The sequence below is a fragment of the Opitutus sp. sgz309028 genome (genome assembly GCF_059821195.1).
Genome location: NZ_JCAMRR010000003.1, coordinates 755,337 through 781,424, shown reverse-complemented (window position 1 = coordinate 781,424; position 26,088 = coordinate 755,337). Strand labels below are relative to the sequence as shown.

18 protein-coding genes are annotated in these 26,088 nt (G+C 64.7%); 13 read left to right on the top strand and 5 right to left on the bottom strand.

The genetic code is table 11. The annotated features are described in order from the left end of the window. Positions 1–56: 56 nt before the first annotated feature. The 3 genes from AC6RV7_RS14870 to AC6RV7_RS14860 are packed head-to-tail and all read left to right on the top strand — an operon-like array spanning position 57 to position 5,054. Positions 57–2,258, top strand: coding sequence for a DUF2961 domain-containing protein (locus AC6RV7_RS14870; protein WP_500094801.1), 2,202 nt, complete (start codon positions 57–59; stop codon positions 2,256–2,258). Positions 2,259–2,309: 51 nt separating this feature from the next. After that, entirely contained in the window at positions 2,310–3,464 is a 1,155-nt protein-coding gene (locus tag AC6RV7_RS14865) for a glycoside hydrolase family 172 protein (RefSeq protein ID WP_500094915.1), read from the top strand. A gap of 51 nt (positions 3,465–3,515) precedes the next feature. After that, positions 3,516–5,054, top strand: coding sequence for a sulfatase-like hydrolase/transferase (locus AC6RV7_RS14860; protein ID WP_500094800.1), 1,539 nt, complete (start codon positions 3,516–3,518; stop codon positions 5,052–5,054). Between the two features lie 14 nt (positions 5,055–5,068). Here the strand turns inward: AC6RV7_RS14860 and AC6RV7_RS14855 are convergent, their stop codons facing one another. The 4 genes from AC6RV7_RS14855 to AC6RV7_RS14840 form a co-directional block, all read right to left on the bottom strand. Further along, positions 5,069–5,914, bottom strand: a complete 846-nt coding sequence (locus tag AC6RV7_RS14855) for a carbohydrate ABC transporter permease (protein ID WP_500094799.1) — start codon at positions 5,912–5,914, stop codon at positions 5,069–5,071. 168 nt (positions 5,915–6,082) lie between these two features. Then, complete coding sequence (locus tag AC6RV7_RS14850) at positions 6,083–7,024, bottom strand: carbohydrate ABC transporter permease (protein ID WP_500094798.1); 942 nt, start codon at positions 7,022–7,024, stop codon at positions 6,083–6,085. Then, a complete protein-coding gene (locus AC6RV7_RS14845) occupies positions 7,021–8,406 on the bottom strand; it encodes an ABC transporter substrate-binding protein (protein WP_500094797.1) in 1,386 nt (461 codons plus the stop codon). Before AC6RV7_RS14845 ends, AC6RV7_RS14850 begins: the two co-directional genes overlap by 4 nt. A gap of 36 nt (positions 8,407–8,442) precedes the next feature. Then, complete coding sequence (locus tag AC6RV7_RS14840; protein ID WP_500094796.1) at positions 8,443–8,715, bottom strand: hypothetical protein; 273 nt, start codon at positions 8,713–8,715, stop codon at positions 8,443–8,445. Between the two features lie 119 nt (positions 8,716–8,834). On the opposite strand from AC6RV7_RS14840, the gene AC6RV7_RS14835 reads away from it, so the two are divergent. From AC6RV7_RS14835 to AC6RV7_RS14805, 7 genes are all read left to right on the top strand, one after another. Continuing rightward, on the top strand, positions 8,835–10,775 hold the full coding sequence (locus AC6RV7_RS14835) for a nucleoside hydrolase (RefSeq protein WP_500094795.1): 1,941 nt from the start codon (positions 8,835–8,837) through the stop codon (positions 10,773–10,775). Between the two features lie 181 nt (positions 10,776–10,956). Then, the gene (locus AC6RV7_RS14830; RefSeq protein ID WP_500094794.1) at positions 10,957–11,370 is read left to right on the top strand and encodes a hypothetical protein; all 414 of its coding nucleotides are present in this window, start codon (positions 10,957–10,959) and stop codon (positions 11,368–11,370) included. 52 nt (positions 11,371–11,422) lie between these two features. Then, positions 11,423–12,679 carry a TolC family protein gene (locus tag AC6RV7_RS14825; protein ID WP_500094793.1) on the top strand — a complete coding sequence of 419 codons (1,257 nt, stop codon included), beginning with the start codon at positions 11,423–11,425 and terminating at the stop codon, positions 12,677–12,679. Continuing rightward, entirely contained in the window at positions 12,676–13,107 is a 432-nt protein-coding gene (locus AC6RV7_RS14820) for a hypothetical protein (protein WP_500094792.1), read from the top strand. Before AC6RV7_RS14825 ends, AC6RV7_RS14820 begins: the two co-directional genes overlap by 4 nt. Positions 13,108–13,112: 5 nt before the next feature. Continuing rightward, positions 13,113–14,441, top strand: a complete 1,329-nt coding sequence (locus AC6RV7_RS14815) for a heavy metal-binding domain-containing protein (RefSeq protein WP_500094791.1) — start codon at positions 13,113–13,115, stop codon at positions 14,439–14,441. A gap of 57 nt (positions 14,442–14,498) precedes the next feature. Further along, the gene (locus AC6RV7_RS14810) at positions 14,499–18,227 is read left to right on the top strand and encodes an efflux RND transporter permease subunit (protein ID WP_500094790.1); all 3,729 of its coding nucleotides are present in this window, start codon (positions 14,499–14,501) and stop codon (positions 18,225–18,227) included. Between the two features lie 120 nt (positions 18,228–18,347). Beyond that, the gene (locus AC6RV7_RS14805; RefSeq protein WP_500094789.1) at positions 18,348–18,704 is read left to right on the top strand and encodes a hypothetical protein; all 357 of its coding nucleotides are present in this window, start codon (positions 18,348–18,350) and stop codon (positions 18,702–18,704) included. 61 nt (positions 18,705–18,765) lie between these two features. Here AC6RV7_RS14805 and AC6RV7_RS14800 read toward each other — a convergent pair whose 3' ends face one another. Then, positions 18,766–19,761, bottom strand: coding sequence for a hydroxyacid dehydrogenase (locus tag AC6RV7_RS14800; RefSeq protein ID WP_500094788.1), 996 nt, complete (start codon positions 19,759–19,761; stop codon positions 18,766–18,768). 221 nt (positions 19,762–19,982) lie between these two features. Between AC6RV7_RS14800 and AC6RV7_RS14795 the strand changes: the two genes are divergently transcribed. From AC6RV7_RS14795 to AC6RV7_RS14785, 3 genes are all read left to right on the top strand, one after another. Beyond that, positions 19,983–22,484 (top strand): beta-mannosidase, encoded by a 2,502-nt coding sequence (locus AC6RV7_RS14795; protein ID WP_500094787.1) that lies wholly within the window; start codon positions 19,983–19,985, stop codon positions 22,482–22,484. A 103-nt stretch (positions 22,485–22,587) separates the two neighbouring features. Continuing rightward, entirely contained in the window at positions 22,588–24,582 is a 1,995-nt protein-coding gene (locus tag AC6RV7_RS14790) for a glycoside hydrolase family 172 protein (protein ID WP_500094786.1), read from the top strand. After that, positions 24,582–25,976, top strand: a complete 1,395-nt coding sequence (locus AC6RV7_RS14785) for an MFS transporter (protein WP_500094785.1) — start codon at positions 24,582–24,584, stop codon at positions 25,974–25,976. Before AC6RV7_RS14790 ends, AC6RV7_RS14785 begins: the two co-directional genes overlap by 1 nt. Positions 25,977–26,088 lie beyond the last annotated feature (112 nt).

Genomic DNA, 26,088 nt, shown 5'->3' with positions numbered 1-26,088 from the left:
CAAGCGATTGAGTGGAGCGGGGTTCACATCCGGGCGCGAACGCGCCATGGTGGGGCATGCGCTTGGGTATTTGGCGGACGGGTATCGTGGTGGCGATGAGCGCGGCCTGGGTTTGGAGTGCGGAGACGCCGACGATTCCGGTCGGACTCGACGCCTATCGACAGTGGGAAGACTGGGCGGTGCAGCGGATTGGGGTGCGCGCCTACATGCGGAGCACGTATGATCGGAAGGGCGGCAACGAGCGAGCGGATGCGAGCCACTATTTGTATCAGTTGGCGGAGAACAAAAACGTCACCCTCGATGTGGCGGGGCCCGGGGTGCTGTATTTTGCGCGCTACAACCACTGGCACGGGAGTCCATGGATCTACGAGGTCGACGGGGCAGAACATGTGGTCACGGAGACGAGCACGGCGACACCGACGAAGCCGGTGGAGCATTCGGTGTTCGAGCCGCGGGAGGCGCTGCCGAATCCGCTGACGTGGACGTGGTCGGTGACCAAAGGCGCGGACCTGATGTGGGTGCCGATCGGATTTCAGGAGTCGTTTCGGATGATGTATGGGCGGACGTATTACGGCACCGGATACTATATCTTTCATTCGATCGACCCGGCGGCGCCGCTGTCGCAGCCGGTGAAGGCATGGGACGGCAAGACGCCCCCGGGCAAAGACGTGCTGGAGTTGATCGCAAAGTCGGGCAGCGATCTCGTGCCAGCGGTGGGATCGGAGGAAGGGCGGGCGATGGGATTGTGGGAGAAAAACGGGACGCTGGATCTGCCCAGCGGCGGGGTGGCGCAGAAGCTCGTAGAGCTGACCGCCACGGCATCGCAGCAGCTGCGGGCGTGGACTTTTTCGGTGCCGCGAGAACGGGCGATCGATTTCGGACGGGCGCGGCTGCGGGTGACGTGGGATGACGCGGAGCAGGCGTCGATCGACGCGCCGGTGGCGCTGTTTCACGGCGCGGGCACGCTCTACAATCGCGACAACCGCGAGTATCTGGTGAAGGCCTTTCCGGTGAACATCCGCTACGATGCGGAGCGGGTGCATCTCGCGTGTTACTTTCCGATGCCGTTCGAGCGGAAGGCAGTGATCGAGTTGGTCAACGAAAGCGGCGAAGCGATCCGGGATGTGCGGTGGTCGGTGCGGGTGGCGCCGTTGCAAAGGCCAATGGCGCACGTGGGATATTTTCACGCAACGTATCGCGACTTTCCGAATCAGGTGCCCGGCGAGGATATGGTCTTGCTGGATACGCGTGGAGTCGAAGGCGGCGGCGACTGGTCGGGAAGCTTCGTGGGAACGTCGTTCATCTTCACGCACGACAACGTGCTCTGGACGCTGGAGGGCGACCCCCGGTTTTTCTTCGACGACAGCCAGACGCCGCAGGCGTATGGGACGGGCACGGAGGAGTGGGGCGGCGGCGGTGATTACTGGGGCGGGCTGAACATGACGCTACCGTTTGCCGGGCACCCGACCGGAGCGCGGAAGGCGGACGAGGCGAAGAGCGAAGAGGACAAGATTCACTCGGCGTATCGCTTCCTGCTGGCGGATCTGATGCCCTTTGGGAAGAACGCGCTGATCCGGCTCGAACACGGACCGGAAAACGACTCGTGGGAGCACTACAAAACCGTGGCGTTCTGGTATGGGCGGCGCGGCGCGACGCTGGTGAAGACGGATGCCTACAAGCCGGGCGATCCGGCGAGCGAACGCGCACACGATGCAGTGACGCCGAAGGCGTCGGAGAACTATGCGCTGCACTCGCGCTACGAGTGGGGTCCGGACACCCTCAAAGGAAAAGAAATCTATCCGACGCACTCGGAGTGGGCGCGAACGATGACGGGCACGACGGAGTTCACGATGACGATCAATCCGGAGAACGTCGGCGTGTTGCTGCGGCGGAAACTGGATTATCAGTATCCGAATCAGCGGGCGGAAATCTTCGTGGCGCCTGTGGGTCGCGACGGCAAACCGGGGGAGTTCAAGGCGGCCGGCGTGTGGTATCTGGCGGGGAGCAACACGTGTTTGTTTTCGAATGTTTCGCATGAGCTATCGGCGTCGCAGCACGTGGTGCAGACGTCGAACCGGCGTTTCCGCGATGACGAGTTCCTGGTGTCGCGGGCGTTGACGAGCGGGCATGCGAAGATTCGGGTGCGGGTGACATTCACGCCGGTGGAGATTCCGTTGATGCCGGGTCGGCCTTTGCCGGAATTGGCGTGGAGCGAGATCCGTTACGACGCATATAGTGTGATGCCGACGGCGAGATGAACGTGGCAACAGCCGGAACCGGGCAACCTACCTCGAAGAAACGCCATGAACCTGAAACCAATCCTGCTTCTAGTCGCAGCAGCGCTGGGTCTGGGAACGCTCCTGCACGGACAAAGCACCGCCGAGCCCTTCAACGGGCTCGGCATGCACCTCGGCAACCTCTCGCGGCTGTCGACGGCGAAAACGCGTTCCATCAGTCCGGAGAATTTCACCGGCGATAAAGGCCGGGGCGGAATGTCGACCGACGGTCCGGCGCTGCGCGCGGCGGAAAAGCTGGGCGGCCAGGGCTGGAAGGTATCGCCCTATGTGCGAATCCAGCCGGGCCAGACGTTCACGCTCGCGGCAATCGATGGCGAGGGCGCGATCCAGCACATCTGGATGACCCCGACGGGAAACTGGCGGTTCTCGATCCTGCGAATGTATTGGGACGGCGAGGAGCAAGCGTCGGTCGAGGCGCCGGTGGGCGATTTCTTCGGGATGGGTTGGGGCGTGTTCGCGCCGCTCTCGTCGCTCGCGGTGACGGTAAACCCCGGGAGCGCGTTCAACTGCTACTGGGAAATGCCATTCCGGAAGTCGGCGAAGATCACGATGACGAACACGGACGACCGCGAGATGGTGCTGTATTACCAAATCGATTACACGTTGACGGACGTGCCGGACGACGCCGCGTATTTCCACGCGCAGTTTCGCCGGGTGAACCCGGTGCCGGAGCGGAGCGTCTACACGATCGTCGACGGCATCCAGGGGCGCGGGCACTATGTCGGCACCTACCTGGCATGGGGCTCGAATAAACCGGGCTGGTGGGGCGAGGGGGAAATCAAGTTCTACCTGGATGGCGACTCGGACTTCGCGACGATCTGCGGGACCGGGACGGAGGACTATTTCTGCGGATCGTATAATTTCGAGAATCGCGCGACGAAGCAGTATCAGGAATTCAACACCCCGTATGCGGGGCTGCATCAGGTCATCCGGCCGGACGGCGTCTATCAGTCGCAGCAGCGATTCGGAATGTATCGCTGGCACATCATGGATCCGATCCGGTTCGAGCAGGATCTGCGGGTGACGATCCAGGCGCTCGGGTGGGGCGCCGACGGCCGCTACAAAGCGCTGCAGGACGACCTCGCCTCGGTGGCCTTCTGGTATCAGCTCGAGCCTCATGCCCCTTTCCCCAAGCTCCCGGAACGCGGCGAGCTTGAGACGAATTGAGGAGAAATGAACCGCCCGCCCGCAACGAGGCAGGGCGAACGCATTCAAACCATGGATACTAAAACTAGAAACGTCGGGCGCTGGCTGGGGATGATTCTGGGTCTCGCGATCGGGGCCGACGCCGCGGGAGCGCAGGAGCGCCCGAACTTCGTGGTGATTCTGTGCGACGACCTCGGGTGGGGCGACATCGCGTCGAATGGCCATCCCCACATTCGCACCCCGAACCTCGACCGCCTCGCGGCGGAAGGGATGCGATTCACGAGCTGTTACGCGGCGGCCCAGGTGTGTTCGCCATCACGGGTGGGACTCCTGACGGGAAGGAATCCGAATCGCGCCGGGGTTTACGAGTGGATCGCCAACGCACCGGAAGACTGGATCGCGCGGGAACGCAGCCGCCACCTGGTGCACCTGCGGGCCTCGGAGGTGACGCTGCCGCAGCAGTTGCAACGCGCGGGTTACGCCACGGCGATGGCGGGCAAATGGCACTGCAACTCACGTTTCAACGATGCGGCGCAACCGCAGCCGGACGCGGCGGGTTTCGACCACTGGTTCGCGACGCAGAACAACGCGGCCCCCTCGCACGAGAATCCGGTGAACTTCGTGCGGAACGGAGAGCCCGTGGGGAGACTCGAGGGTTTCAGCGCGCAGATCGTGGCCCGCGAGGCCATCGGCTGGCTGGAGCGCCAGCGGGCACGGAATGCGGCGCAGCCCTTCTTCATGTATGTGGCGTTTCATGAGCCCCACGAACCGGTGGCGTCTCCGCCCGAGCTGGTGAACCGCTATCGCGATGTGGCGCGCAACCTCGACGAGGCGCAGTATTTCGCCAACGTGGAAAACATGGACCGGGCCGTGGGCGAACTGCTCGCCGCGCTCGACCGGATGAGGCTGACGGAAAACACGCTCGTGTTCTTCACGAGCGACAATGGGCCCGAAGGGCTTTTCCGCTATCCGGGCACGCCGCGATCGTATGGATCGGCGGGACCGCTGCGCGGAACGAAAGTATGGACAACCGAGGGTGGCGCGCGGGTGCCGGGAATCGTTCGCTGGCCGGCGCAGGTGAAGCCGGGACAAGTTTCGGACGAACCGGTCAGCGCCCTGGATCTGGTCCCCACGTTCTGTGCGCTCGCGAAGGCGGGCTTGCCGGCGGGGCTGACCCTGGACGGCGCGGATCTCCTGCCGGCCCTGCACGGCGGGAAGATCGCGCGGGAACGACCGCTGTTCTGGGTGTATTTCCACGCCGCCAACGATCAACGCGTGGCCATGCGCGACGGCGAGTGGAAGCTGTTGGCGAAGTTGAACGGCGGACGGCTGCCGATGATCGACAACGTGACCGAGGCGACGGCCCCCCAAGTGCGCGAGGCGCAGTTGACGGACTTTTCGCTGTATCGGGTTTCTCGTGACATCGCCGAGGCGACGGAACTGAGCGACGAGGAACCGGAGAAACTGCGGGAGCTGACACGAAAGATGGAGAGCCTGTATCGCGAACTTACGACCACGATGCACGTGTGGCCGGACGAACCGTATCCGGAAGCGGAGATGAAGAAGGTGCGGGCCCGGAACGCGCAGGAACGGGCGCGGTTGGGACTCTGACGGCGGACAGGGCGTCACCCTTTGACGGCGCCGGAGGTGAGGCCGGAGATGAATTCTTTTTGGAGGAGCAGGAAAAGGCACATCACCGGCGCGATGGAAACGAGCGTGCCGGACATGATGAGGCCGTAGTCGGTCGCGTAGATGCCGCGAAGGTTGTTGACCGTGACGGAAAGCGGTAAGAGCCCGGGCTCCTGCAGGACGATCTGCGGGCTGATGAAATTATTCCACGCACCGAGGAAGGTGATGAGGAGAAACGCGCCGATCATCGGACGGACGAGCGGGATCACGATGGTGAAGAAGATGTGGAACTCGCCGGCGCCGTCGAGACGCGCGGATTCGAGGAGCTCGGCGGGCACGGAGTTGAGCATCGACTGGCGGAAGAGAAAGACGCCGAAAGCGGGAGCCAGCGCGGGCAGGATGAGGCCGGAATACGAATTCAGGAGACCAAGCTGCCATAGCAGCTGGTAGCTGGGAGCGATCAGGAGCGGCGCGGGAATGATGAGCGCCCCGAGGACGACGGCGGTGAGCCAGCCGCGGGCGCGAAAATTAAACTTGGCCAGGCTGTATCCACCCATCGCACACGCGAGCGTCGCAGCGGCACTGGAGACACTCGCGAAAAAGAAAGAGTTGAACAGGGCTCGGCCCACGGGATGTTCCGCGAAGAGGCGTTCGAAATTGGCGAACGTGATGCGATCCCACGCGACGCCGAAAAGTCCATCGCCCGCGGGAAGGAAGTAGGACGTGAAGAAGTCCGACTGATTCTTCACGGCGGAGGTGGCCATCCACACGAGAGGGATGAGCGTCAGCGCGGCGAAGAAGATCAGCGCGAGGTAAACGACAGGGAGGGATACGCGGCGCATGGATCAAGCAGAGAGAACCACGAATGGACACGAGTCCGCACGAATGGAGGCGATGGGAATGGTCGCAAAGAGGCGCGAGAAGGCGCAAGAAAGAGGAGCCGCGGATGGATGCGGACGGACACGGATGTGGGGGCTTGGGGATCCGGGTCCATTCGTGTGCATTCGTGGTTAATTTCCCTCGCTGCGAGTGGCGCGGAGTTGAAGCAGCGCGGCGAGCGCGAGGAGGAGACCGAGGATCCAGCCGATGGCACTGGCGTAGCCGAGGTCGCCGGTGAGAAAGCCGGTCTGGTAAAGATACATCACGATCGTGAGACCGCGGTTATCCGGACCGGCGCTGTTGTTGAGCAGGACCCAGGGGAGTTCGAAGGCCTGGAAACTGCCGATGATCGAGAGCAGCAGCACGAAGCCGCCGACCGGTCGGATCTCGGGGAGGATGACGTGGCGGAAACGAGCCCACGGACCGGCACCGTCGAGGCCTGCGGCTTCGAGGAGTTCCCGGCTGACGTTTTGCAGTGCGGCGAGAAAATAGATCATGTTGAAGCCGGCGTAGAGCCACACGGTCGCGACGACGAGCGACGCCATGACGTGCCGGTCGAGCCAGGCGAATTCCGGATCCCACGCGGGGAAAAGGTGGTGAAGGCCGGAGTTGATGAGTCCCGTGCGGCTTTGGAAGAGGAGCGAAAACACCATCGCGACGAAGACCAGGCCGACGAGCGACGGCGCGAAGAAGATGAGACGAAACACGGCGCGGCCGCGGAGACCGGGTCGGTTGAGGAGCAACGCGAGCCCCAGCGCGATCGGGAGCTGAATAAAGACGGAGCCGGCGGTGTAGAGAGCGGTATTGCCCAGCGCGGTCCAGAAGAGCGGATCGCGGAGAAGAAAGCGAAAGTTGTCGAAGCCGACGAAGGCGCTGTGCTTCGGGCCGAAGGTTTGGGAAAACGCCAGCACGAGCGCTTGCCCAAGCGGCCAGAGGGTAAATGCCGCGAACAGCAGCAGGAACGGAGCGAGGAACGCCCACGGCGCCCAGAGGGAATGAGGCGGAGCCGAGCGAAGGTTGCGGCGTGCTCCGGCGCGGGCGTCTCCATCGGCGTGGATCGGGGCGGAACTCATCGCGCGCGATAAAGGTGGTTGCGATCCATGCGCGCGGCGATGTCGGCCTGAGCGGCGTCGACAAGACGTCGGGCCTCCGGCAGGAGTGAATCCGCGTCGAACCGGTTTTGCGCGATGGCGGTGGCTTTGAGCGAGACGAGAATCGCCATCATGCGTTCCTTCACGAGCGAAAGATAAGGAGAGGAGTGGCGCAACGGCACGTGTGGCGCGGCGGCGACGTAGAGTTCGCCTACCGCCTGGCCGCAGAAGAACGGATCGCGCTCGCGATAGGCGGGAAGAGCCCAGAATTTTTTCACGGGCGAGATGATGCAGGTGGCGCGGAAATGCGCTTCGGCGACCTCGGGCGAAAGGTAGAGGTGTTTGGCCATCGACCAGGCACGATCGACGTCAGGCGCGGCTCGTGTGATGCCAAGGCAGCTCCCGCCGGAAACCGAGGTGCGCCGGCCCCCGGGTTCCCACGCGGGCAGCTTCATGAGCTTCACCTTGCCGTGCAGGTCGGGAATGTAGGTCTTCCACGTGCCCGCGAGCCAGTCAGGCAGGATCGAAGCGATGACGGTTCCCTCGATGCGCATGCGGTCGCCCCCGGCGGTGAACTCGCGGGCGTCGACGCAAAAACGATCCGGGCCGGCGATCCAGGAGACCAGGGAGGCAAGCGTGCGGGCGTGACGCGAGGCATTCAGTTGTGGGTAACCATCGGCGTCGAAGAACGGATCGCCGGCCTGCAGCAAAAGTATTTCGATGAGGTCGAAATTGTTGTCCCAGAAATTGAGCAGGAAGCGATCGGGGCGGCCGTCGCCGTCGAAGTCCTGTATCAGCGGCGCAAGCACACGGCGAAAGTCGTCCCAGGTTTCAATCCGGGACACGTCGATTCCGGCGGCCTCGACGATGTCGGCCCGGTAGCCGAGCAGGCAGGGATGGACATCGTGCGGGAGGCCGAAGGTGCGGCCACGGCTGGTCCAGAGGCTGAAGGACGGGGCGTTGATCGCGTCGAAAAGACCTTCGGCGCGCAGACGATCGGTGAGATCGACGAAACCCACACCCTTGATCGGGCCGGCGAAAGCGCGAGCCATCGCCTGGCTTTCGGTTTCGACGAGGTCGGCAATCGGGGCGTCGGCGGTGAAGCCGGCCACGAGGCGGCGTTCCAGCGCCTGGTAATGGATGAGTTGGACGTTGAGCTGGTCCGCGGGATCGCGGTGCGCGGCGTTCCAGGACTTTGCCGCCTCGAGGTAGGGCGGAAGGTTGGGCGGGCTGAAAAGCCAGAAGTCGCGGCCACGGTGCTCGGGGGTTGGGCGAACGAGGTGGAGGGCCAGGGACAGCAGCGCGCCGATCAGAATAAGCCAGGCGCCGAGCGAAAGAAAATCGAGCGGGCGCGACGAAGACATGGGGGCGGCAAACGGAAGCGGTGGACGTCCGCCGGTTCAAGTCCGCAGGAGAAAGCCGAGCAGTGGATCTTCCGACGACTCGGTGAACCACGAGAGCTGCAGCTTCGTTTCGCACTGCTGGCAGGAAGCGGGCTCCTCCCGGTCGGCAAAGACGGCGCGCACCTCGCGCACCGCGGAGGATCGGGTGATCTCGATCGAACCGGTGCCGTCGGGAGCGCGACGGATGAGTGTCGCGCGGTCGACGGAGAGATCCCACCGAAACGCATAAGCGGGGCACGTGATGTCGATGGTGGGCGGGCAGGGTCTCATAGAAGCCTCCCGGGGAAGGTGAGCAGGGCGGCTTGAATGCCGAGCCACCGGCGACTCGTGCGATTGAGTAAGAGCAGCGTTGCCGACGGCTCCCGCAGGCGGTCTTACCTCACAAGGCTATGGCCCTACGTGCGATCCTCGTTCTCGTCGCGTGGCTGATGTTGCTGGCGCGCGTGCCCGCGGCGTCGTCCTCGATCGATGCCTATCGCGAACTGCGGGAGCGGGTGCAGCGCCGGGATTCGACCCAACGGCGGGTGCCGGCGATTCCGCCGAAGGATCAGAAGATTCGGGTGATCATCGACGCCGACGCGCATAACGAGATCGACGACGTATGGGCGATCGCCCTCGCGCTGCTGAGCCCGGAGCGTCTGCAAATCGAGGGATTCGTTGCGGCAAACTACGATAACGAGAACGAGGGCGCGGGACCGCGCAGCATCGAGACGTCGGCGCAAACGATTCACACGCTGCTGCAGAAGGCGGGGCTCGCGGGGAAGATTCCGGTGAAGCTCGGATCCGCGCCGATGCGCTATCAATTCGAGCCGTCGGAATCCGAAGGCGTCGATTTCATCGTGGAGCGCGCGCTCGCGTCGACGCCGGAGGATCCGCTGTGGATCGTCGGTCTCGGGGCCGCGACGAACATCGCGTCGGCGTATTTGAAAGAGCCGCGCATTGCGGACCGCGTGGTGATATTCTGGCACGGACGGACCCAGTGGCCGGACAAAGCCGCGAACTTCAACGTGCACGGCGACGTCCGGGCGGCGCGGCGACTGTTTCAGTCGGATCTTTCATTCGTGCTCTTCGACACGGGCAGTCACCTGTTCTGCCCCATGGCGGAGTCGGCGCCCTGGGCGAAGACGGGGGAGTTGGGCCGGTTCTTGCACGAATTCCGTTTCAAAAGCGGCTGGTATCAGAGCCCGACAAAAGGATTCTACGATCTCGGCGATATCGCGGCGCTGGTGGACCCGTCGCTGGGCAGTTGGGAGGTGGTCGACGCTCCGGAATTCGGCTGGGATCTGGCGTATCAGTTCAAGAACACGCGCGGACGCATTCTCCGCTGCGCGGACATCGATCGCGACGGCACCTTTGCCTTGCTGACACGGAAGCTCAACGAAGCGGCGACTGCGATGCCGGCGGCCGAAACCAGCGAGAAAGTTCGCGTGATCTTCGATACGGACGTAGGCGGCGACATCGACGATGTGGCGGCGCTGGCAATGTTGCATGCGCTCGCGGATCGCGGGGAAGTCGAACTGCTGGCCATGGGCGTGGTGAACGGACACCCGGCGGCGGTGCCGTATGTGGATGCGTTGAACACTTGGTATGGCCGGCCGGACATTCCAGTGGGAACGATTCGCGGGGGCGCGCCGTTCGAGCGGGATTTCTACATGGCGCCGACGGTTGCGGAGTATCCGCACGATTTGACAAAGAAGCAGGCGCCGGAGGTGGTCGGTCTGTATCGCCGGATTCTCGCGACCCAGCCGGATCGCAGTGTCACGTTGATCGCGGTCGGGCCGGTGACGAACATCAGCCGGCTCCTCGCGTCGGGACCGGATGAATACAGCCCCTTGAACGGGGTGGATCTGGTGCGCCAGAAAGTGAAATTCTACAGCGCGGCGGGGAACGGCGATGGCCAACTCCCGCACGGAAAGCCGGGGTTCAATTATCACATGGACATGGCCTCGGCGCGGGACGAACTGGCCAGGTTTCCCGCGGAGGTGCCGCTGGTGCAGGCCGGTGGCAGCGGGTGGCGGCTGACGATCGGCTCCTGTTACTGGAACGCGTGGCCGCAGCATTTCGTGCGGAAGTCGTTCGAGCGGTATTTCAAAGGCAAGCGCGACATGGACCGGCCGACGTGGGATCCGTTGCGGGTGTTGTATGCCTGCCGGCCTGGATCGCGGGAAAACTTCGAGACCTCCGCCGAGGGCGACCTCGGATTCGACGCCCAAGGTTTGCTGCGCTGGACGGCGGAGCCGAAACGCGGGCGCGCGTATGCGTATGTGAAAAACGGTGACGCGGTGCGCGCGGAATTGACAGAGCTGATGATGCACGCGCCCGCCCGATGAGGCGCGCCGACGCGCCCGGGATCCGGCACAGGCGTTAGTGCAACGAAGGTGACCGGTTCGGCTACGCTCCCGACTCGGGGCGAGCACGCCCGGCGGCGCTCCACCGGAGCCATGTCGGGGAAAACGTCAGAAAATCCGAGGGATTTTGCGCGGCCGCGTGTATAGCCGGTGAACCATCATCATGAATTCGCGATTCTCCCTTCGTTCCGTCGTTCTCGCAGCCGGTGCGCTGCTCGTTGCCGCGCCTGTCATCGCCCAGCACGATCATCACGGCTCCGGGCCCAAAACGGATGCGTCCTCCCAAAACGCTCAACTGATTCGCGTCACCGACCAGGACGCGTCCTGGGCCGCGGCGGAGCGAGCCAAGTATCCACTCACTACCTGCGTGGTGTCGGGCGAGGAACTCGGCAGCATGGGCAAGGCCCCCGAATATATTTACCGCGTCAAAGGCCGGCCGGACCGTCTGGTGGTGTTCTGTTGCAGCGGTTGCGATGAGGATTTTCTGAAAAATCCCGCGGCGCATTTGGCGAAGATCGAGGCGGGGAAATCGAACCCCGCCGGCAACGCCGGGGGTGGCCACACCAATCATCACTGATTTGGGCTCTGCGCGCGCAGGATCCTCCGCTCCTCCGATCTCATTTTTCGCGATGCGTTCTCTTATATGCCTCGTTGCCGTCTTCGTCACCGCGCTCCCGCTCCGGACTGTCGCACAGTCCGGCCACGCGCCCGCGGCGCGAACGGAATTTCTGCAAGCCGTCATCTCCGCTCCGGCGCTCACGGCCGCGGGTCAGCGCACCCAAGCGTCGCGCGAACGCGTCGGATCGGCCGGTCGGCTCGCAGATGTTGAGGTCGAAGGCATGGGTTCGCGAATGGTTGGTCCCATGGATGAACGGGCGACCATGTGGGAGGTGAATGTGCGACAGCCGCTGCCCAAACGCGGCGAGCGAGCCGCGGAACGCGAGCGCGCGCGGGCGCTCGTGGCGATGTCCGAAGCCGATTATGCCCTGATGGCCGGCGAAATGGCCGCCGATGTCGCCATGGCGATCGCGGAAGCGGACGGTGCGACCGAGCGAATCCGGCTGCTGGAACGGCAGATTCAACGGCTCGACGCCGTGCTGCGTAGCGTGGAGTCGCGCATCGCGTCCGGCGGCGGACGCATTGCCGATCGGCTCACCGTGCAAACGCGGATCGCGGAAATGCAGCTGATGATCGAAGAGGAGCGTCGCATGAGCGAGGATGCCTTGGCCGACGCCCGCGGGCGTCTCGGACTGGGACCCGATCAAGCGCTGCCAGATTATGCCGCTCCGGCCGGAGATCGGATCCGCCCCGACGATGCCGCAGCAATCCGACTCGCGGCGGCGCGCACGAGCGAGGCCCACGCCATGGTGAAAATGGCACGGGCTTCGGCCCGGCCGATGACGTCGGTGGGAATTCGCTTCGAGCAGGAACGTCGGGCGATGGGAGACGAAAACTCGCTCGGTCTCGCGTTCATGACGGACCTCCCATTTCGCAGCCGTCGTTACGCCCGTGCGGAAGCCCGCGCGGCCGAGGCCGAACGCGACGCCGCCGAGACGGACGCCCGGGCGGTCCGCTACCGGATTTCCTCCGCGTTGACGCGCGTCGATCGCGCGGAGCGCCTGGCCGCGACCGCGCGTAATCTCAGCGCGGATACACTGGTGCGCCTGAACGCCGAATACGACGCGATGGTCCGCTCCGCGGGCGTGGGCGTCGCGGGCACGATGGGCGACTCCACCGTGCTGCAGACGGTGGAAATCCTCGAGAAAACCACCGCTGCCGAACTGCAGGTGATCCGGGCGGATACCGCGGTCCGCGCGGCCCGCGCCGAACTCTGGCGCTACGTGCCGGCCGACGAATTTTTAACCGATAACCAGGACCCTTCATGACCCGAAACCTCTTCATTTTTCTCGCCACCTTCGTGGCCGGTGCCGCCATCGCGCTCGTCGCGCGCGCCGCGATGTTCAAGCCGGACGCCGGGCACGCGGGCCACCCGAGTGGCGGCGGCGATTACGCGCCGCTGGTCGCCAACACCCTCGCGCCAGCGAAAGCCGTGCCGACGCCCAGCCGCGCCGAAGCCGCATCGAAGGGCGACGAGCACGCGGGACACGGCGTTGCGATGTCGGACGCTCCCGCCAACCAGCCGGTGAATTCGATCTGCGCGATCTGCGGCATGGACGTGGATCCCAACCTTCCGACCGCGCAATACCAAGGCCAGACCATCGGCTTCGGCTGCAGGATGTGCCCGGCCAAATTCAAAGCCGATCCGGACCGCTGGGGTCCGCTCTATCTCGAGAACGCCGTCTCGAAGAAATAACCGTCATGCGCTTTCCTTCACTCGTGGTCGCGGCCGCCGGTCTTTGCGCCGGTGCCGGACTGATGGCCCTTCTTCCGCAACGCGCGCTTTTCGCGGTGGCGGACAAACACGATCACGCCGCAGAGGCGGCGAGTGGCGAACGCTGGGCGTGTCCCATGATGGATTTCATCGGCAACCGGCCGGGCGATTGCCCCGTTTGCGGGATGAAGATGACGAAAGTCACCGCGGGCGAATTGAGCGCCGAACAGCAGCGTCGGATGGACGTTCAACTCGCGACGGTCGCGGAAGGCCCGGCGCGCGCGCTCGTTCGCGCCTATGGTGTCGTGCGCTACGACGACCGCACGTTGCAGGTGGTGATTCCCCGAGTCGCCGGACGCATCGTGAAACGCCACGAGGCCGCGCGGCACGGCGGGGTGCTCGTGAAAGCCGGAGACCCCATCGTCGACCTCTACAGCCCGGAGGCTTTCGCGGCCCAAGGTGAGCTGGCGGCCGCGGTGGGTCTCGGCGAGCAGGCCACGATCAATGCGCTGCGCGACCGTTTCGAACGGTGGAATCTCGCGAACGTCGCCGAAGCGATTCTGCAGGGTGGCACGCCCACCGACACGATCACGATCACGAGTCCGTTCGCCGGCCGCGTGGTGCTCGCCGGGGAAGGCGATGCCGAAGGGATGAAGACGCGCCTGCCGCAGGTGGGGCAGGAGGTCATGGGAGATGCGCCGCTGCTGCGGCTGGTCGATCCTCACGCCTACATGATTGTTGTCCAGGTGCCGGAAAACCGCGGACATTGGGTCCGCGAGCATCAGCCGGTTCGACTCGCTTCGGACGACCGGGGCGAATTGCCGGACGTCCAAGCCACCGTCGCGTGGGTTGCGCCGGAACTGAATCCGGAGATTCGAACGCGCGAAGTTCACCTCCATCTCCGCGACCCGAACGGCCGCCTGATTCCCGGCGGGCTCGTCCAGGCGCGCTTCGCCACGGCGCTCAACGCGGAGCTGGACGCCGCCGATGCCGAGAAGCCGGAGACGTGGGGCCGGTTTCCGCTCGTGCCGAAAACGGCGGTGCTCTCAACCGGCGTGCGCCACGTGGCGTGGCGCGTGGTCGAGCGCCAGCGCGACGGCCGGCTGCGTATCGAACTGGCTCCGCTCGCGCTGGGACCACGTCTCGAGGACGAGGCGGGCAACGACGTTTACATCGTGCGCGCAGGTTTGCAGCCCGGCGACGAGGTCGCGGCGCAAGGCGTGTTCCTCATCGACAGTCAGGCGCAATTGGCCGGCACGCCGAGCCTGTTGTTTCCAAACGGCGCGGTCGCTCCAGCCCCGGCCCACCAACACTAGTTTCTTTCGCAGCTTCGCCACGCCGTCCGCGGCGCCGCGAACAGGATTCGCCGATCAATGCTCTCCTTCGTCATTCGAAATTCGTTCCTCACACTCGCCGTCGCCCTCGCGCTCGGAATCGCGGGGCTGTGGGGCTGGCGTCACGTGCCCGTCGATGCGATCCCCGATCTCAGCGACAACCAGGTGATCGTTTGGGCGGAGTGGCCGGGCAAGAGTCCGCAGGACATGGATCAGCAGGTGACGTCGCGCCTCGCACGCGAGCTGCAGGGACTGCCAGGCGTCGAGACCGTGCGCGGAATGTCCCTTTACGGTGCGAGCTATATCTACGTGATCTTCGCCGAAAACCGCGATCTTTACGAATGCCGCACGCGCGTGCTCGAGCGCCTGTCGCAATTGCAGGGGATCCTGCCCGCCGGGGTGACGCCGCGGCTCGGGCCGGACTCCACGGCGATGGGCCAGGTGTATGGGTTCACGCTGCAGGGGCCGCGCGATATCGAAACGAAGCGCTACCTTCTCGATCAGATCGTCGTGCCCGCGTTGCGCGCGGTGCCGGGTGTATCGGAAGTCGCACCGGCCGGCGGCGTGGTCCGCGAATACCAGATCGACGTCGAACCGGAGCGGCTCAAGGAACAGGGCCTCACGCTCGACATGCTCATGATGGCCGTGCAACAGGCCGGGCGCGACGTGGGCGCGATGAGCGTCGAGCAAACCGGCGTGGAAACGATGATCCGCGGCGTTGGCTTCATCCGTTCGGTCCGGGATGTGGAGAACATCGTCATTCGCGGCGACCGGTCGAAAGGCGCGGGCCTGAAGCTCGGCGAGATCGCCACCGTGCGACTCGGCGGCCAGTTCCGCCAGGGCCTGCTCGCGGACGGCTACCAGGAACACGTCGGCGCGTTCATCGGAATGCGCGTCGGCGAGGACCCGAAAACCGTGATCACCGCGGTGAAACAGCGGCTGGCGGATTTGAAGCCGACGCTGGAACGGGAGGAGTTGAGCGTCGTGTCGTTCTACGATCGCTCGCAGCTGATTCGCGAGACGACCGACACGGTGACCGCCACGCTTCAGGAGGCGGTGATCACGACGGTGATCGTCGTAGTGATGTTTCTGTTACACGTGCGGGCGAGCCTCGCGGTGGCGGTCAGCCTGCCGCTCGGGATGCTGTTCACCTTCCTGGTCATGCACCTGTGCGGCATCGGCGCGAACATCATGAGCCTGGCGGGTATCGCGATCGCGATCGGTGTGATGGTCGATTTCGGCATCATCATGACCGAGAACATCACGCAGCATCTCGTGGACCTGCAGGAGAGGTGTAAACGCGAGGGACGCGCGATGCCGACATCGCCGTTCGATCCGGAGATCACGGAGACGGTGGTGCGCGCCGCCCAGGAGGTCGCCCGGCCGTTGCTGACCTCGGCCGCGACGACGGTGATCGGTTTTCTTCCGATCTTCGCGCTGACCGACCAGGCGGGCCGGTTGTTCGAACCGCTGGCGCTGACGAAATCGCTCGCGATCAGCGGCGCCGTGCTTTTCGGCACGCTGCTCGTCCCGGTGCTCTGCCGACTGCTGCTGCCGCCATGGCATATTCGAAAGCCGGTGCTGTTCGGGCTTATCGGCATCGCCGCTGGTGCGGCTTTCGGCTGGTTCGTCCGGGATGGCTGGTCGATGCCGATGGACTACGGTCGATGGACGCTGACGATTCCCGGCTGGCTGTTTGCTCCGCTGCTTGCCGTGCTCGTCGGCTCGGCCATCTGGCGGATCGGCCGGGAGCGGCTCGTCAACTACGAGGAGAATCCGATGAGTCACGCCATTCACGTCGCCTACGAATGGGCATATGCGCGGATTCAGCGGCACAAAGTCGTCTTCACTCTCACGATCGCCACGATGGCGCTGGGCGGCTACCTGCTGGGGGCGGGCTGGCAGACGTTGAGCTGGCCGGTGCGGAAGGTTTTTGAAGCCGCCAGCGGCGACCTGGCGCATACGCGCCTCGATCAGGCGATGACGCGCGCGTTCCCGGGGGTGGGTTCGAGTTTTCTGCCGCCGCTCGATGAAGGCAGCCTGTTGTTCATGCCGTCGATTCCGGCGACGGGCGGGCTGGGCGAGACCCAGCGCATCATGCAGATTCAAAACCGGCTCATCGAGTCGGTGCCGGAAGTCGCCAGCGTGATGGGCAAGATGGGCCGCGCCGAGACGGCGCTCGATCCCGCGCCGATCGGCATGATCGAAACGGTGGTGCTGCTGAAGCCCTACCACGAGTGGCCGACGCATGAAATCATCGGAGCGGACGGCACGATCGCGCACCGTCCGCGCACGCTCGAGGAAGTGCGGTCCGCGCTCGCGGCGATCACCGACATTCCCGGCGTGGCGCCGAGCTGGCTGCAGCCGATCGAAACGCGCGTGGTGATGCTCTCGACGGGCATTCGCAGCCTGATCGCGCTCCAGCTGCTGGGCGACGACAGCGACGCGCTCGAACGTTTCGCGGAGGCCGCGGAGAAAGTCATCCAGCCGACGCCCGGCGCGGCCGACGTGCAGATGCAGCGTGAAGGGGGCAAACCCTACGCGGAGATCCGCCTGGATCCGGACAAACTCGCACGCTTCGGACTCACCAACGAACAGGTGATGCGGGCGGTGGAAGCCGCGCTCGGCGGCATGCCGGTCACGTATTCCGTCGAAGGCGCACTGCGGTATCCGGTTCGCATCCGCTATCTGCGCGAACGACGCGACGATCCGGACGAACTCGTGCAACTGAGAGTTCCCGCTGCTTCGGGCATGGGTTCGATTCCGCTGACGCATCTGCTCGCGATTCCGACGGTGCACGTCCTGGAATTTGGAGGTGCTTTCGATGCCACGGCGCTGAGCCGGCGACTGCCGTTGTCACACCAGCGCAACTACACGATCGTCGATTCGCGGCGCGCGGAGCTCACGGTGCCGGCGGGAGAACCGCTCCCGGAGGAGGTCGCTTCCGCGCTCGCCGCGGGACAACTCCGCGTAACCGCCACGCGTCCGAGCGAAGCCGGCCTCACCTACACGATCGGCCCGATGGCGATCCGCTCCGAAGGCGGCAAGCGCACGCAATACGTGCTGCTCAACGCGCGCGGTCGCGGCGAGGTGGAGGTGGTGCGCGACGCCGAGGCGCGTCTGCAAACCGCGCTCGCCGACGGACGCCTCGAGCTGCCGCCGGGCGCGACCTATCGCTGGGTCGGGCGTTACGAACAGAAAATCAAGGCGGACCAGACCCTGCGTCTGATCATCGCCGTATCGATGGCGGTGATGGTGATGCTGATCTACATCGGCACCCGATCGTGGCTCATCACCGCAATCATCATCCTGGCCAACGCCACGGTAACGACCGCCGGCGGATTCTTCTTCGTGTGGCTCTGGGGCGTCGAGATGACGACCGCCGTGGTCGTCGGATTCCTCGTGCTCCTGGGCGTGATGTTCAACGACGGCATCCTGCTGGGCACCTACATTCAGGAGCAGTTCAAGACGCATCCCGGCACGCTGGACGAGGTCAACCGCCGCGTTTTCGTCGCCGGTCTGCGACGCCGGCGTCCGGCCATCATGACCAACATGACGGCGCTGCTTTCGCTCATCCCCGTGCTGTGGTCCACAGGCCGCGGCTCCGAGCTGATGGTGCCGATGGTGTTGCCGGTCGTAGGCGGCATGATCTTCGACATCGTGTCGCTGTTTTCCGTCCCGGTGTTCTACACCTGGTATTGGGAGCGCCGGCTCGCCCGCGAGGCGGAAGCACGCGCGATGATCGCGGCCTCTCCGTCGACCGCGTAAGCGAAACCGCGGGTAGCCCGAGCCGGGGCCAAGACCTGCGCAGTTTCACGCAAGACCTGCACAGGGTATTGCGAGGGAACGCGCGCCTCCGGGTGTAGTGCTTGGTGAACCCCTTTGCCTATGAAAACAAAAACCATGCTCACGAACATTGTCGCAGCGGGCGCCCTCGCGCTTGGAACAGCTCTGGTCATTCCTTCCGCTTGGGCGCAAACGAGCGCGTCCTCCGTCACCCAGGTCTGCACCGACGCGCGCACGGTATCGGTGAAAGAAGCCAAATGGGTCCCCGGCCTCGGCCGCGGAGTCGTGATCGTCGACGCGGGCAAGGCTCTCGTCTGCAACTCCTGCACGCACGCCGCTCCGGCGGCCCGACCGCGCGACCGCAACTCGAACGGTGCGAAGTCGACGCGCCCGGCGAAAAATCTTCACGACTGCAACCAAGGCGGCTGTGCCGGCGGGAAGGCTGCTCTCGCGAAGTGAAAGGAACGCTCGGCCCGCTAACGTGAAGTGGGGCGGATCGAAAACCCGCCCCGGCGGGGCGTCAGGCAAGGTGGGCGGATTGCGACGCGGTGACTTGATGAAGGAGCGGTTCCCCGCGCAGCCACCGGCGAAGCTCGTCGATCATCGCCCGCCCCAGCCGGGGAGCTTCGGCGGGGCAGGTGCCGGCGATGTGCGGCGTCACCGTGACGTTGGTCAGATCGAAAAGCGGAGAGTCTGAGGCGGGCGGCTCGGGGTCGGTGACATCGAGCACGGCGTGCAAGTCGGGCCGACGGCGCAGGACCTCGATCATCTCGGATTCGCGCACGACCGCGCCGCGCGCCGTGTTGATGAACGTGGCGCCCGACTTCATCGCGGCGAAATGATGACCGCGCACGAGGCCTTGCGTTGCGGGGAGCAGCGGCGTGTGAAGCGAAACGATGTCCGCCCGCGCGAAAGCGTCGTCGAGCGACACGCATTCGACGTCGAGCGTCGCGGCTTCGGCGCGCGACAGGAACGGGTCATGGGCGATCACGCGCACGTCGAACGGGCGGAGGCGTTCACGCACGAGGCGTCCGACGGCGCCGAGCGAGATCAAGGCGACGGTGCTGCGATAGGACCCCGGCAGGTCGGTCTGCCACCAGCGGTCGCGGAATTGACGAACGGTGGACGCATAATGCCAGCCGCGGCGGAGCCCGAAGAGAACGGCGGCGAGCGTGTATTCGGCGACGGGGAGGGCATTGATCTGGTGGGCGGTGGAAACGACGAGGTTGCGCGCCCAGAACTCAGGCGTGGTGAAATAACGGATACTGCCAGCGGCGTGAAACACGGCACGCAAGCGGGGCGCATGCGAAAGGAGTTCGGCGTCGAGGCGGACCATCCCCCAGCTGGCGAGAATCACGTCGACCTTTTCAAGCAGGGTGGGATGCGCGAGGACCGAGTCGGCGCTCTGGGGCGGCGCGACGAGGGCAATGCCTTCCGCGGCAAGCTCGCCGTCGACGGCTTCCGGGTAGATGACGCGCTGCCACCGGGGATCGAGAACGTAGAGAGCATTGAGCATGAGGACGCGATCGGGTTGGACGCCGCAAAAGAAGGAACGAGTCGAGAAGGAACGCCCGCCCGCGACGCCATGGAGGGCCGCTCGGAGGAAAGGCGCGCCGCACCCGGAACTCAACCGCTTGAGCGCCGGCGCAATTACCCGCCGCGAAGAGGTAAACAGCGTGGCGCTTTGCTTACGTCCAACTCCTTTGTCCCGTCGTTCGTTTACGCCTTCGATTCCCGATGATCGCTGTTTCACTGACTGACAAAGCCGCGGTTTGGAGCTTTCGCGAGGTGTCGACCACGCGCTGGCGCGAAGCGGTGGTGCCGGGGTGCGTGCATCGCGACTTGCGGCGTCACGGGCTGATTCCGGATCCGTTCTACGGCAGGAACGAAGAGGCGTTGCAGTGGGTGAGTGAGCGCACGTGGGAGTATCGGACGGAATTCGAGGTTTCGGCGGACATGCTCGCGGAAGAGCGGATCGATTTGGTGGCCGACGGACTCGATACGCTCGCGGCGGTGCGGGTGAACGGGCGCGTGGTGGCCCGCTCGGAGAACATGTTTGTTGGTGTGCGCGTCTCCATTCTTCACGTGGTGAAGCCCGGGCGGAATGTGCTCTCGGTGCAATTCGGCAGCGCGACGAAATTCGTCGCCCGCGAGCGGCTCGATCACCGCCCACGTGAAGTGAACGACCCGGTGGGTGGCTGCACGCGGATTCGGAAGCAGCAGTGCCAGTTTGGATGGGATTGGGCGCCGCGGCTGGTGACGGCGGGAATTTGGCGGGACCTGCGCGTGGAAGCGTGGAGCGGGGCGCGACTGCGGGATATCCGGGTTCGTCAGAAACACGACAGCCGCGGGGTCGTGCTCACGATCGAACCCGAGATTGAACACGGGAAGAAAGCGCGCGGGCGGAAAAACGACCTTTGGATCAAGGGGCGTGTTTTCTTTGGCGGGCAGCTGGTGACGCGGATCGAGAACAACGAGGCCCGAATCGAGGCGCCGCAACTGTGGTGGCCGAACGGGCAGGGGGCGCAGCCGCTTTACGAGGTACGCGTCGAGCTCTGGTGCGGCGAAACGAGGCTGGATGCATGGACGCGGCGGATCGGCTTGCGGACGATCGAAGTGCGGCGGGAACGGGATCGATGGGGCGAGTCCTTCCAGTTCGTGGTCAACGGACGTCCCATCTTCGCGAAAGGCGCGAGCTGGATTCCGGCACACAGCTTCGTCGGAGGCCTGACGCGAAAGGACTATGAACCGCTCCTTAAGTCGGCGGCGGCGGCGAACATGAACATGATCCGAGTCTGGGGCGGCGGAATCTACGAGCACGAATGTTTCTACGATGGGTGCGACGAACTCGGACTGCTCGTCTGGCAGGATTTCATGTTTGCCTGCACCTTGTATCCCGGCGACGCGACGTTTCTGGCGTCGGTGCGGGCCGAGGCGGAATATCAGGTGCGGCGGCTGCGAAACCGGACCTGCCTCGCGCTCTGGTGCGGAAACAATGAACTGGAGTTGTTGAACGGACCCGATCTGGCGAAGCCGCGGGCGCGGCAAGCCTACGATGCCGTGTTCCGCCGGATCCTACCGGAAGCAGTCCGGGCGCACGATGGCGTGACGACCTATTGGCGCTCGTCGCCCACGCAAGCCGATCAGGCGGGATTGCGCGATCCGGAGCGGAGCGGCAACACGCATTTCTGGGACGTGTGGCACCTGTTGAAGCCGGTGAAGAGCTACGAGCAGAAGGTGTTTCGTTTCGTATCCGAATTCGGGATGCAGTCGTTCCCCTCGCTGGCGACTGCGCGGACGTTTTGCCCGCCGGACGAGCTGAACATCTTTTCTCCGGTGATGGAGAACCACCAGAAGAACCCGATGGGGAACCGCATCATCCTGGAATATATCGCGCGGCGTTACCGGTTTCCGAAAGACTACGCGGCGCTGGCGTATCTCTCGCAGCTCAATCAGGCCCATTGCATGCAAGTCGGCGTGGAGCACTACCGGCGAAACCAGCCGCGCTGCGCGGGCACGCTCTACTGGCAGTTGAACGACTGCTGGCCGGTCGCGTCGTGGAGCAGTCTGGAGTTCGGCGGCACGTGGAAGGCGTTGCATCATGCGGCGCGACGGTTTTATGCGCCCCTGCTGATGTCAGCCCACGTGCCAGGCGACGAAACTGCCGGGATCGGCAATCGCCTGAAGAGCACGGTGCGCGAACTGCATTTGTTCACGATTTCAGACGAGCCGCGGACGGTGACCGGAGTGCTGCGTTGGGAATTGTGGTATTTGGACGGCAGCATCATTGCGCGCGGGGAAAAGCGCGTGCGTCTGCGTCCGGGCGAAAGCATGCGGCAGAAAACGGTGAAGCTGGAGCGCGCCGTGGAGAAATACGGCCGCGAGACCCTCTACGTGCGGATCGCGCTGGAAGTCGATGGACGGGACGTGGGCGAAGACACCGTGTTTCTGTGTCCGCCGCGAATGCTGTCGCTCGCGCGCAGGCCGGCGGATGTGCGCCTCGTCGGCCAGTCGCCGACGAAGTGGACGATGGAGCTCACGGCTGCATGTTTTCAGCATCGGCTGGCGTTTGAGCTGGCGGACGTGCCACTGGTCGCGACGAGCGACAACTGGTTCGATTTGTATCCCGGGCGAACAAAGCGCGTGATGATCGAAACGGGCGTGCCCATCGACGAGCCGACGCTGCGATCCGCGCTGCGCCTGCGATCGCTCGTAGACAGCTACAGCGAGGCGGAGTGAAGATGGCGGATGGCTTTGTCGGAGCGCGGCCACTCAAGCGGTTGAGCGTGCCGGAGCGGAGTTCTCCTTGAATCCCGGCCGTTTCGCACCGGTCATTGTCGGGATGTCTGCTCCGCTGGTATTGAGCTATCGCGACCTGGCTGCGCGCGTCGTGGATCTCGAACGGCTGATGCTGTGTCCGCCGCCGGGCGAACGCACCGCGCTGGCCTCGAGCTACGATCGGGCCAGCCGCTACGACGCGGCCCAGGACCGCTATCTCGAATGGGGCGCAAACGCCGACGGGACGGGCGTGGTGCGAATGGAGCGAGAGGAGGCGGTGCTGGCGGAAATCGAAGGTCCGGGCTGCATCTGGCGGATCTGGGCGGCGACGGTGGGCCGCGGGCGGGTGCGTTTCCATCTCGACGGAGCGGCGGAACCGGCGCTGGAACTGCCGTTCGGGGCGTTGTTCGACGGAACCCGGGAGCCGTTCACGCGGCGGAATCTCGTCTATCAAACCGCTGCGATGGGCTACAACAATTACACGCCCATTCCGTTTCAGAAATCCTGCCGGATCGTCGCCGAAAAGGACTGGGGAAAGTATTACCATTTCAACTACACGCAGTTTCCCGCCGGGACGGTGATTCCGACGTTCGCGTGTCCGCTCGACCCCGAAGCGGCGGCGGCGCTGGACGAGGTGGACCGCGTGCTGGGTCGGGCGGGGGAGAATCCGGCCCCGCCGCCGGAGGGCACGCAGGTGTTCGAGCGCGCGCTCACCGCGTTGCCGGGCCGGGCGACGCTCGTGGCGGATCTGCCCGGGCCGCGAATGATCCGGTCGTTGCGCGTGCAGGCCCGGCTGCCGGACGACGTTGAAGCGCAACGCCGGGTGCTGCGCGAGCTGGCGCTTCGGATCACGTGGGACGACGATGCGCAGCCGGCGGTCTGGTCGCCGCTGGGCGATTTCTTCGGATGCTCGGCCGGCGCCGTGCCGTTTCAGACTTTGCCGGTGGGCCTGCGGGAGGATGGCGCGTTTTACTGTCACTGGCCGATGCCGTGTGCGATGCGCGCTCGGATCGATGTTGAAAACGACGGGGCGCAGGGACTCGAGATGAGGTGGGAAATCGAGCATGCGCCGCTGCCGCACGCGATCGAAGACTGCCTGCGGTTTCACGCGAAATGGCATCGGGATGTGCTGCCGGTGCGGGAGGATCGACGGCCAGACTGGACGCTGCTCGAAACGAAAGGCGCGGGCCGGTTTGTCGGCACGCAGCTGCACGTGTGGAATCCGCGCGGCGGATGGTGGGGCGAGGGCGACGAAAAATTTTTCGTCGACGGGGAGAAGTTTCCCTCGACGTTCGGCACGGGTACGGAGGATTACCTCGGATATGCGTGGAGCTCCGGCAACACCTTCGTGCAGGCGTTGCACAGCCAGCCGGTGAATCAGAACAATCGCGGCCACGTGAGCGCGAACCGCTGGCACCTGCCGGACGACGTGCCGTTTCAAAACCGTTTCGAGGCGGCGATCGAAAAATATTTTCCGAACAGCAACCCGTGCGAATGGGCGGCCGTGGCATACTGGTATCTGGCACCGGGCGGCGTCGATCCGTTCGGCGCGGTGCCGGTGCAAGAGCGGATTGGCCCCTGGACCTGGCCGGCAATCTGGCGGGAGACGGACGTGTTCGAAGCGGAGGATCTGCCGGTCGTGAAGGAGCAGTGGACCTACGCTGGCGGCGCGATGGACGCCGTCGCGCGCAACATTCCGGCGGGCGTGCTGAGCGGAGATCGGTTTCTGATCTGGTGGGTGGACGCGGTGGGACACCGCCTCGAACTGGGCGGATTGAAAGTGGCGCGGGCCGGACGATACCGCGTGCTGGCACGCTTCATTCGGGAGCACGAGATGGGCATTTTCCGGTTCGATCTCGGGGGGCGGCCGCTGGCGCAGGCGGTGGACCTGTTTGCGCCGACGAAAGGACATCTGCCGCTGGTCGGCGGACCGGAGGCGCTGGGCGACGTCGAACTGGAGGCCGGAGAACACGTGCTCGGCATCGAGGTGGTGGGCAAACACACGGAATCGACCGGTCTTCTGCTCGCGCTCGATTACGTGAAACTTGTCGCACTTTGATGAATACGTTCGCTCTCACGCCCTCGGAAAAGCCGCAGATCACGCCGGACGGGCGGAAGCTCTGGACGGTCGGGACGCTGACCTACACCACCGGGGGGCTGGTGATCCTGTTCTGCTGGCTGCTCGCGGGCGACTTCGCGTGGTCCATGAAGGAGCGGTCGGTGATGTGGGTGGTGCAGTTGCTCATCAAGAAATTCGAGGCCTCGGACATGATCTCGGGATTTTTGATTGGCACGCTGCCGCAGGCACTGGCGCTCGTGCTGACGCCGATTGTCAGCTACCGCTCCGACCGCCATCGCGGCCGGTGGGGGCGGCGGATTCCGTATCTGATCATACCGACACCCATCGCGGCGCTGTCGATGGTAGGACTGGCGTTCAGCCCGGATCTCGGGACGCTGTTGCATGACACGCTCGGCGGCGTTTCGCCCGGACTGAACCCATCGATCCTGATCGTGTTCGGCGTCTTCTGGACGCTGTTCGAAGTGGCGACCGTGACGGCGAACGCGGTGTTCTTCGGATTGATCAACGACGTGGTGCCGAAAGCGGTGCTCGGGCGATTCTACGGGATGTTTCGGGCGATGGGATTGATCGTCGCGATGGCGTTCAACTTCTGGCTGTTTGGCAAAGCGGAGACGCACTACACGGCGATCTTCATCGGCATCGGGATCTTGTATGGCGTCGGTTTCACGACGATGTGCTTCAAGGTGAAAGAAGGGCAGTATCCGCCGCCTCCGCCGGTGCAGCCGAGCAAGGCCGGTGGTCTCGTGGCGGCGGTGAGAACGTATTTCCGGGAGTGTTTCACGCGGCCGTATTTCCTGTGGATCTACGCCTCGATCTCGCTCTCGTGGATGGCGATGCTGACGGTGAATCTGTTCAACCTGTTTTTCGCGCAGAGCGTGGGGATGAGCATGGACACGTATGGAAAGTATCTCGCGGCGACCTTTCTGATTTCGTTCTTCATGGCGTATTTCATCGGCGCGCTGGCGGATCGGGTGCATCCGCTGCGCCTGAGCCTGGTGCTGCTGGCGATCTTCGCGGTGGTGACGCTTGCGGCGGGTTTGCTGATCAAGGATGCGACAACCTTCGGCATCGCGCTGATCGCCTATGGGGTGGTCGGGGGCTCATGGCAGACCGCGGCGGCCTCGCTGACGATGCGGTTGTTTCCGCAGGCGCGCTATGCCCAGATCGATTCGGCGAAAGGGATCGTGCAGAGCTTCGGCATGATGCTGGTTGGTCCGGCGATGGGCTACTTCCTCGATCTCTCCGGTCACGACTACCGCCATGCCTACACGGCAAGCGGCATCCTGGCGACGCTCGCGCTGCTCACCGGGCTGGTGGTGCACGCACGATTCATGAAACTGGGCGGACCGCAGGCCTACGTGGCGCCGGAGTAAGGGTGCCGAACGCAGAAGCGGATCGATGCCGTCATGGCGCGGGTGATCCGGCGTCAGCCATAGAAGCTGCACAGGCGGCGGCTCTCACAGGTAAACTAATCTACTTAACATA

What these genes read in the sequence shown, in the direction of transcription:
- AC6RV7_RS14870 (WP_500094801.1), top strand. Translation starts at nt 57, where the DNA reads ATGCGCTTGGGTATTTGGCGGACGGGTATCGTGGTGGCGATGAGCGCG.
- AC6RV7_RS14860 (WP_500094800.1), top strand. Translation starts at nt 3,516, where the DNA reads ATGGATACTAAAACTAGAAACGTCGGGCGCTGGCTGGGGATGATTCTG.
- AC6RV7_RS14855 (WP_500094799.1), bottom strand. Translation starts at nt 5,914, where the DNA reads ATGCGCCGCGTATCCCTCCCTGTCGTTTACCTCGCGCTGATCTTCTTC.
- AC6RV7_RS14850 (WP_500094798.1), bottom strand. Translation starts at nt 7,024, where the DNA reads ATGAGTTCCGCCCCGATCCACGCCGATGGAGACGCCCGCGCCGGAGCA.
- AC6RV7_RS14845 (WP_500094797.1), bottom strand. Translation starts at nt 8,406, where the DNA reads ATGTCTTCGTCGCGCCCGCTCGATTTTCTTTCGCTCGGCGCCTGGCTT.
- AC6RV7_RS14840 (WP_500094796.1), bottom strand. Translation starts at nt 8,715, where the DNA reads ATGAGACCCTGCCCGCCCACCATCGACATCACGTGCCCCGCTTATGCG.
- AC6RV7_RS14835 (WP_500094795.1), top strand. Translation starts at nt 8,835, where the DNA reads ATGGCCCTACGTGCGATCCTCGTTCTCGTCGCGTGGCTGATGTTGCTG.
- AC6RV7_RS14830 (WP_500094794.1), top strand. Translation starts at nt 10,957, where the DNA reads ATGAATTCGCGATTCTCCCTTCGTTCCGTCGTTCTCGCAGCCGGTGCG.
- AC6RV7_RS14825 (WP_500094793.1), top strand. Translation starts at nt 11,423, where the DNA reads ATGCGTTCTCTTATATGCCTCGTTGCCGTCTTCGTCACCGCGCTCCCG.
- AC6RV7_RS14820 (WP_500094792.1), top strand. Translation starts at nt 12,676, where the DNA reads ATGACCCGAAACCTCTTCATTTTTCTCGCCACCTTCGTGGCCGGTGCC.
- AC6RV7_RS14815 (WP_500094791.1), top strand. Translation starts at nt 13,113, where the DNA reads ATGCGCTTTCCTTCACTCGTGGTCGCGGCCGCCGGTCTTTGCGCCGGT.
- AC6RV7_RS14810 (WP_500094790.1), top strand. Translation starts at nt 14,499, where the DNA reads ATGCTCTCCTTCGTCATTCGAAATTCGTTCCTCACACTCGCCGTCGCC.
- AC6RV7_RS14805 (WP_500094789.1), top strand. Translation starts at nt 18,348, where the DNA reads ATGAAAACAAAAACCATGCTCACGAACATTGTCGCAGCGGGCGCCCTC.
- AC6RV7_RS14800 (WP_500094788.1), bottom strand. Translation starts at nt 19,761, where the DNA reads ATGCTCAATGCTCTCTACGTTCTCGATCCCCGGTGGCAGCGCGTCATC.
- AC6RV7_RS14795 (WP_500094787.1), top strand. Translation starts at nt 19,983, where the DNA reads ATGATCGCTGTTTCACTGACTGACAAAGCCGCGGTTTGGAGCTTTCGC.
- AC6RV7_RS14790 (WP_500094786.1), top strand. Translation starts at nt 22,588, where the DNA reads ATGTCTGCTCCGCTGGTATTGAGCTATCGCGACCTGGCTGCGCGCGTC.
- AC6RV7_RS14785 (WP_500094785.1), top strand. Translation starts at nt 24,582, where the DNA reads ATGAATACGTTCGCTCTCACGCCCTCGGAAAAGCCGCAGATCACGCCG.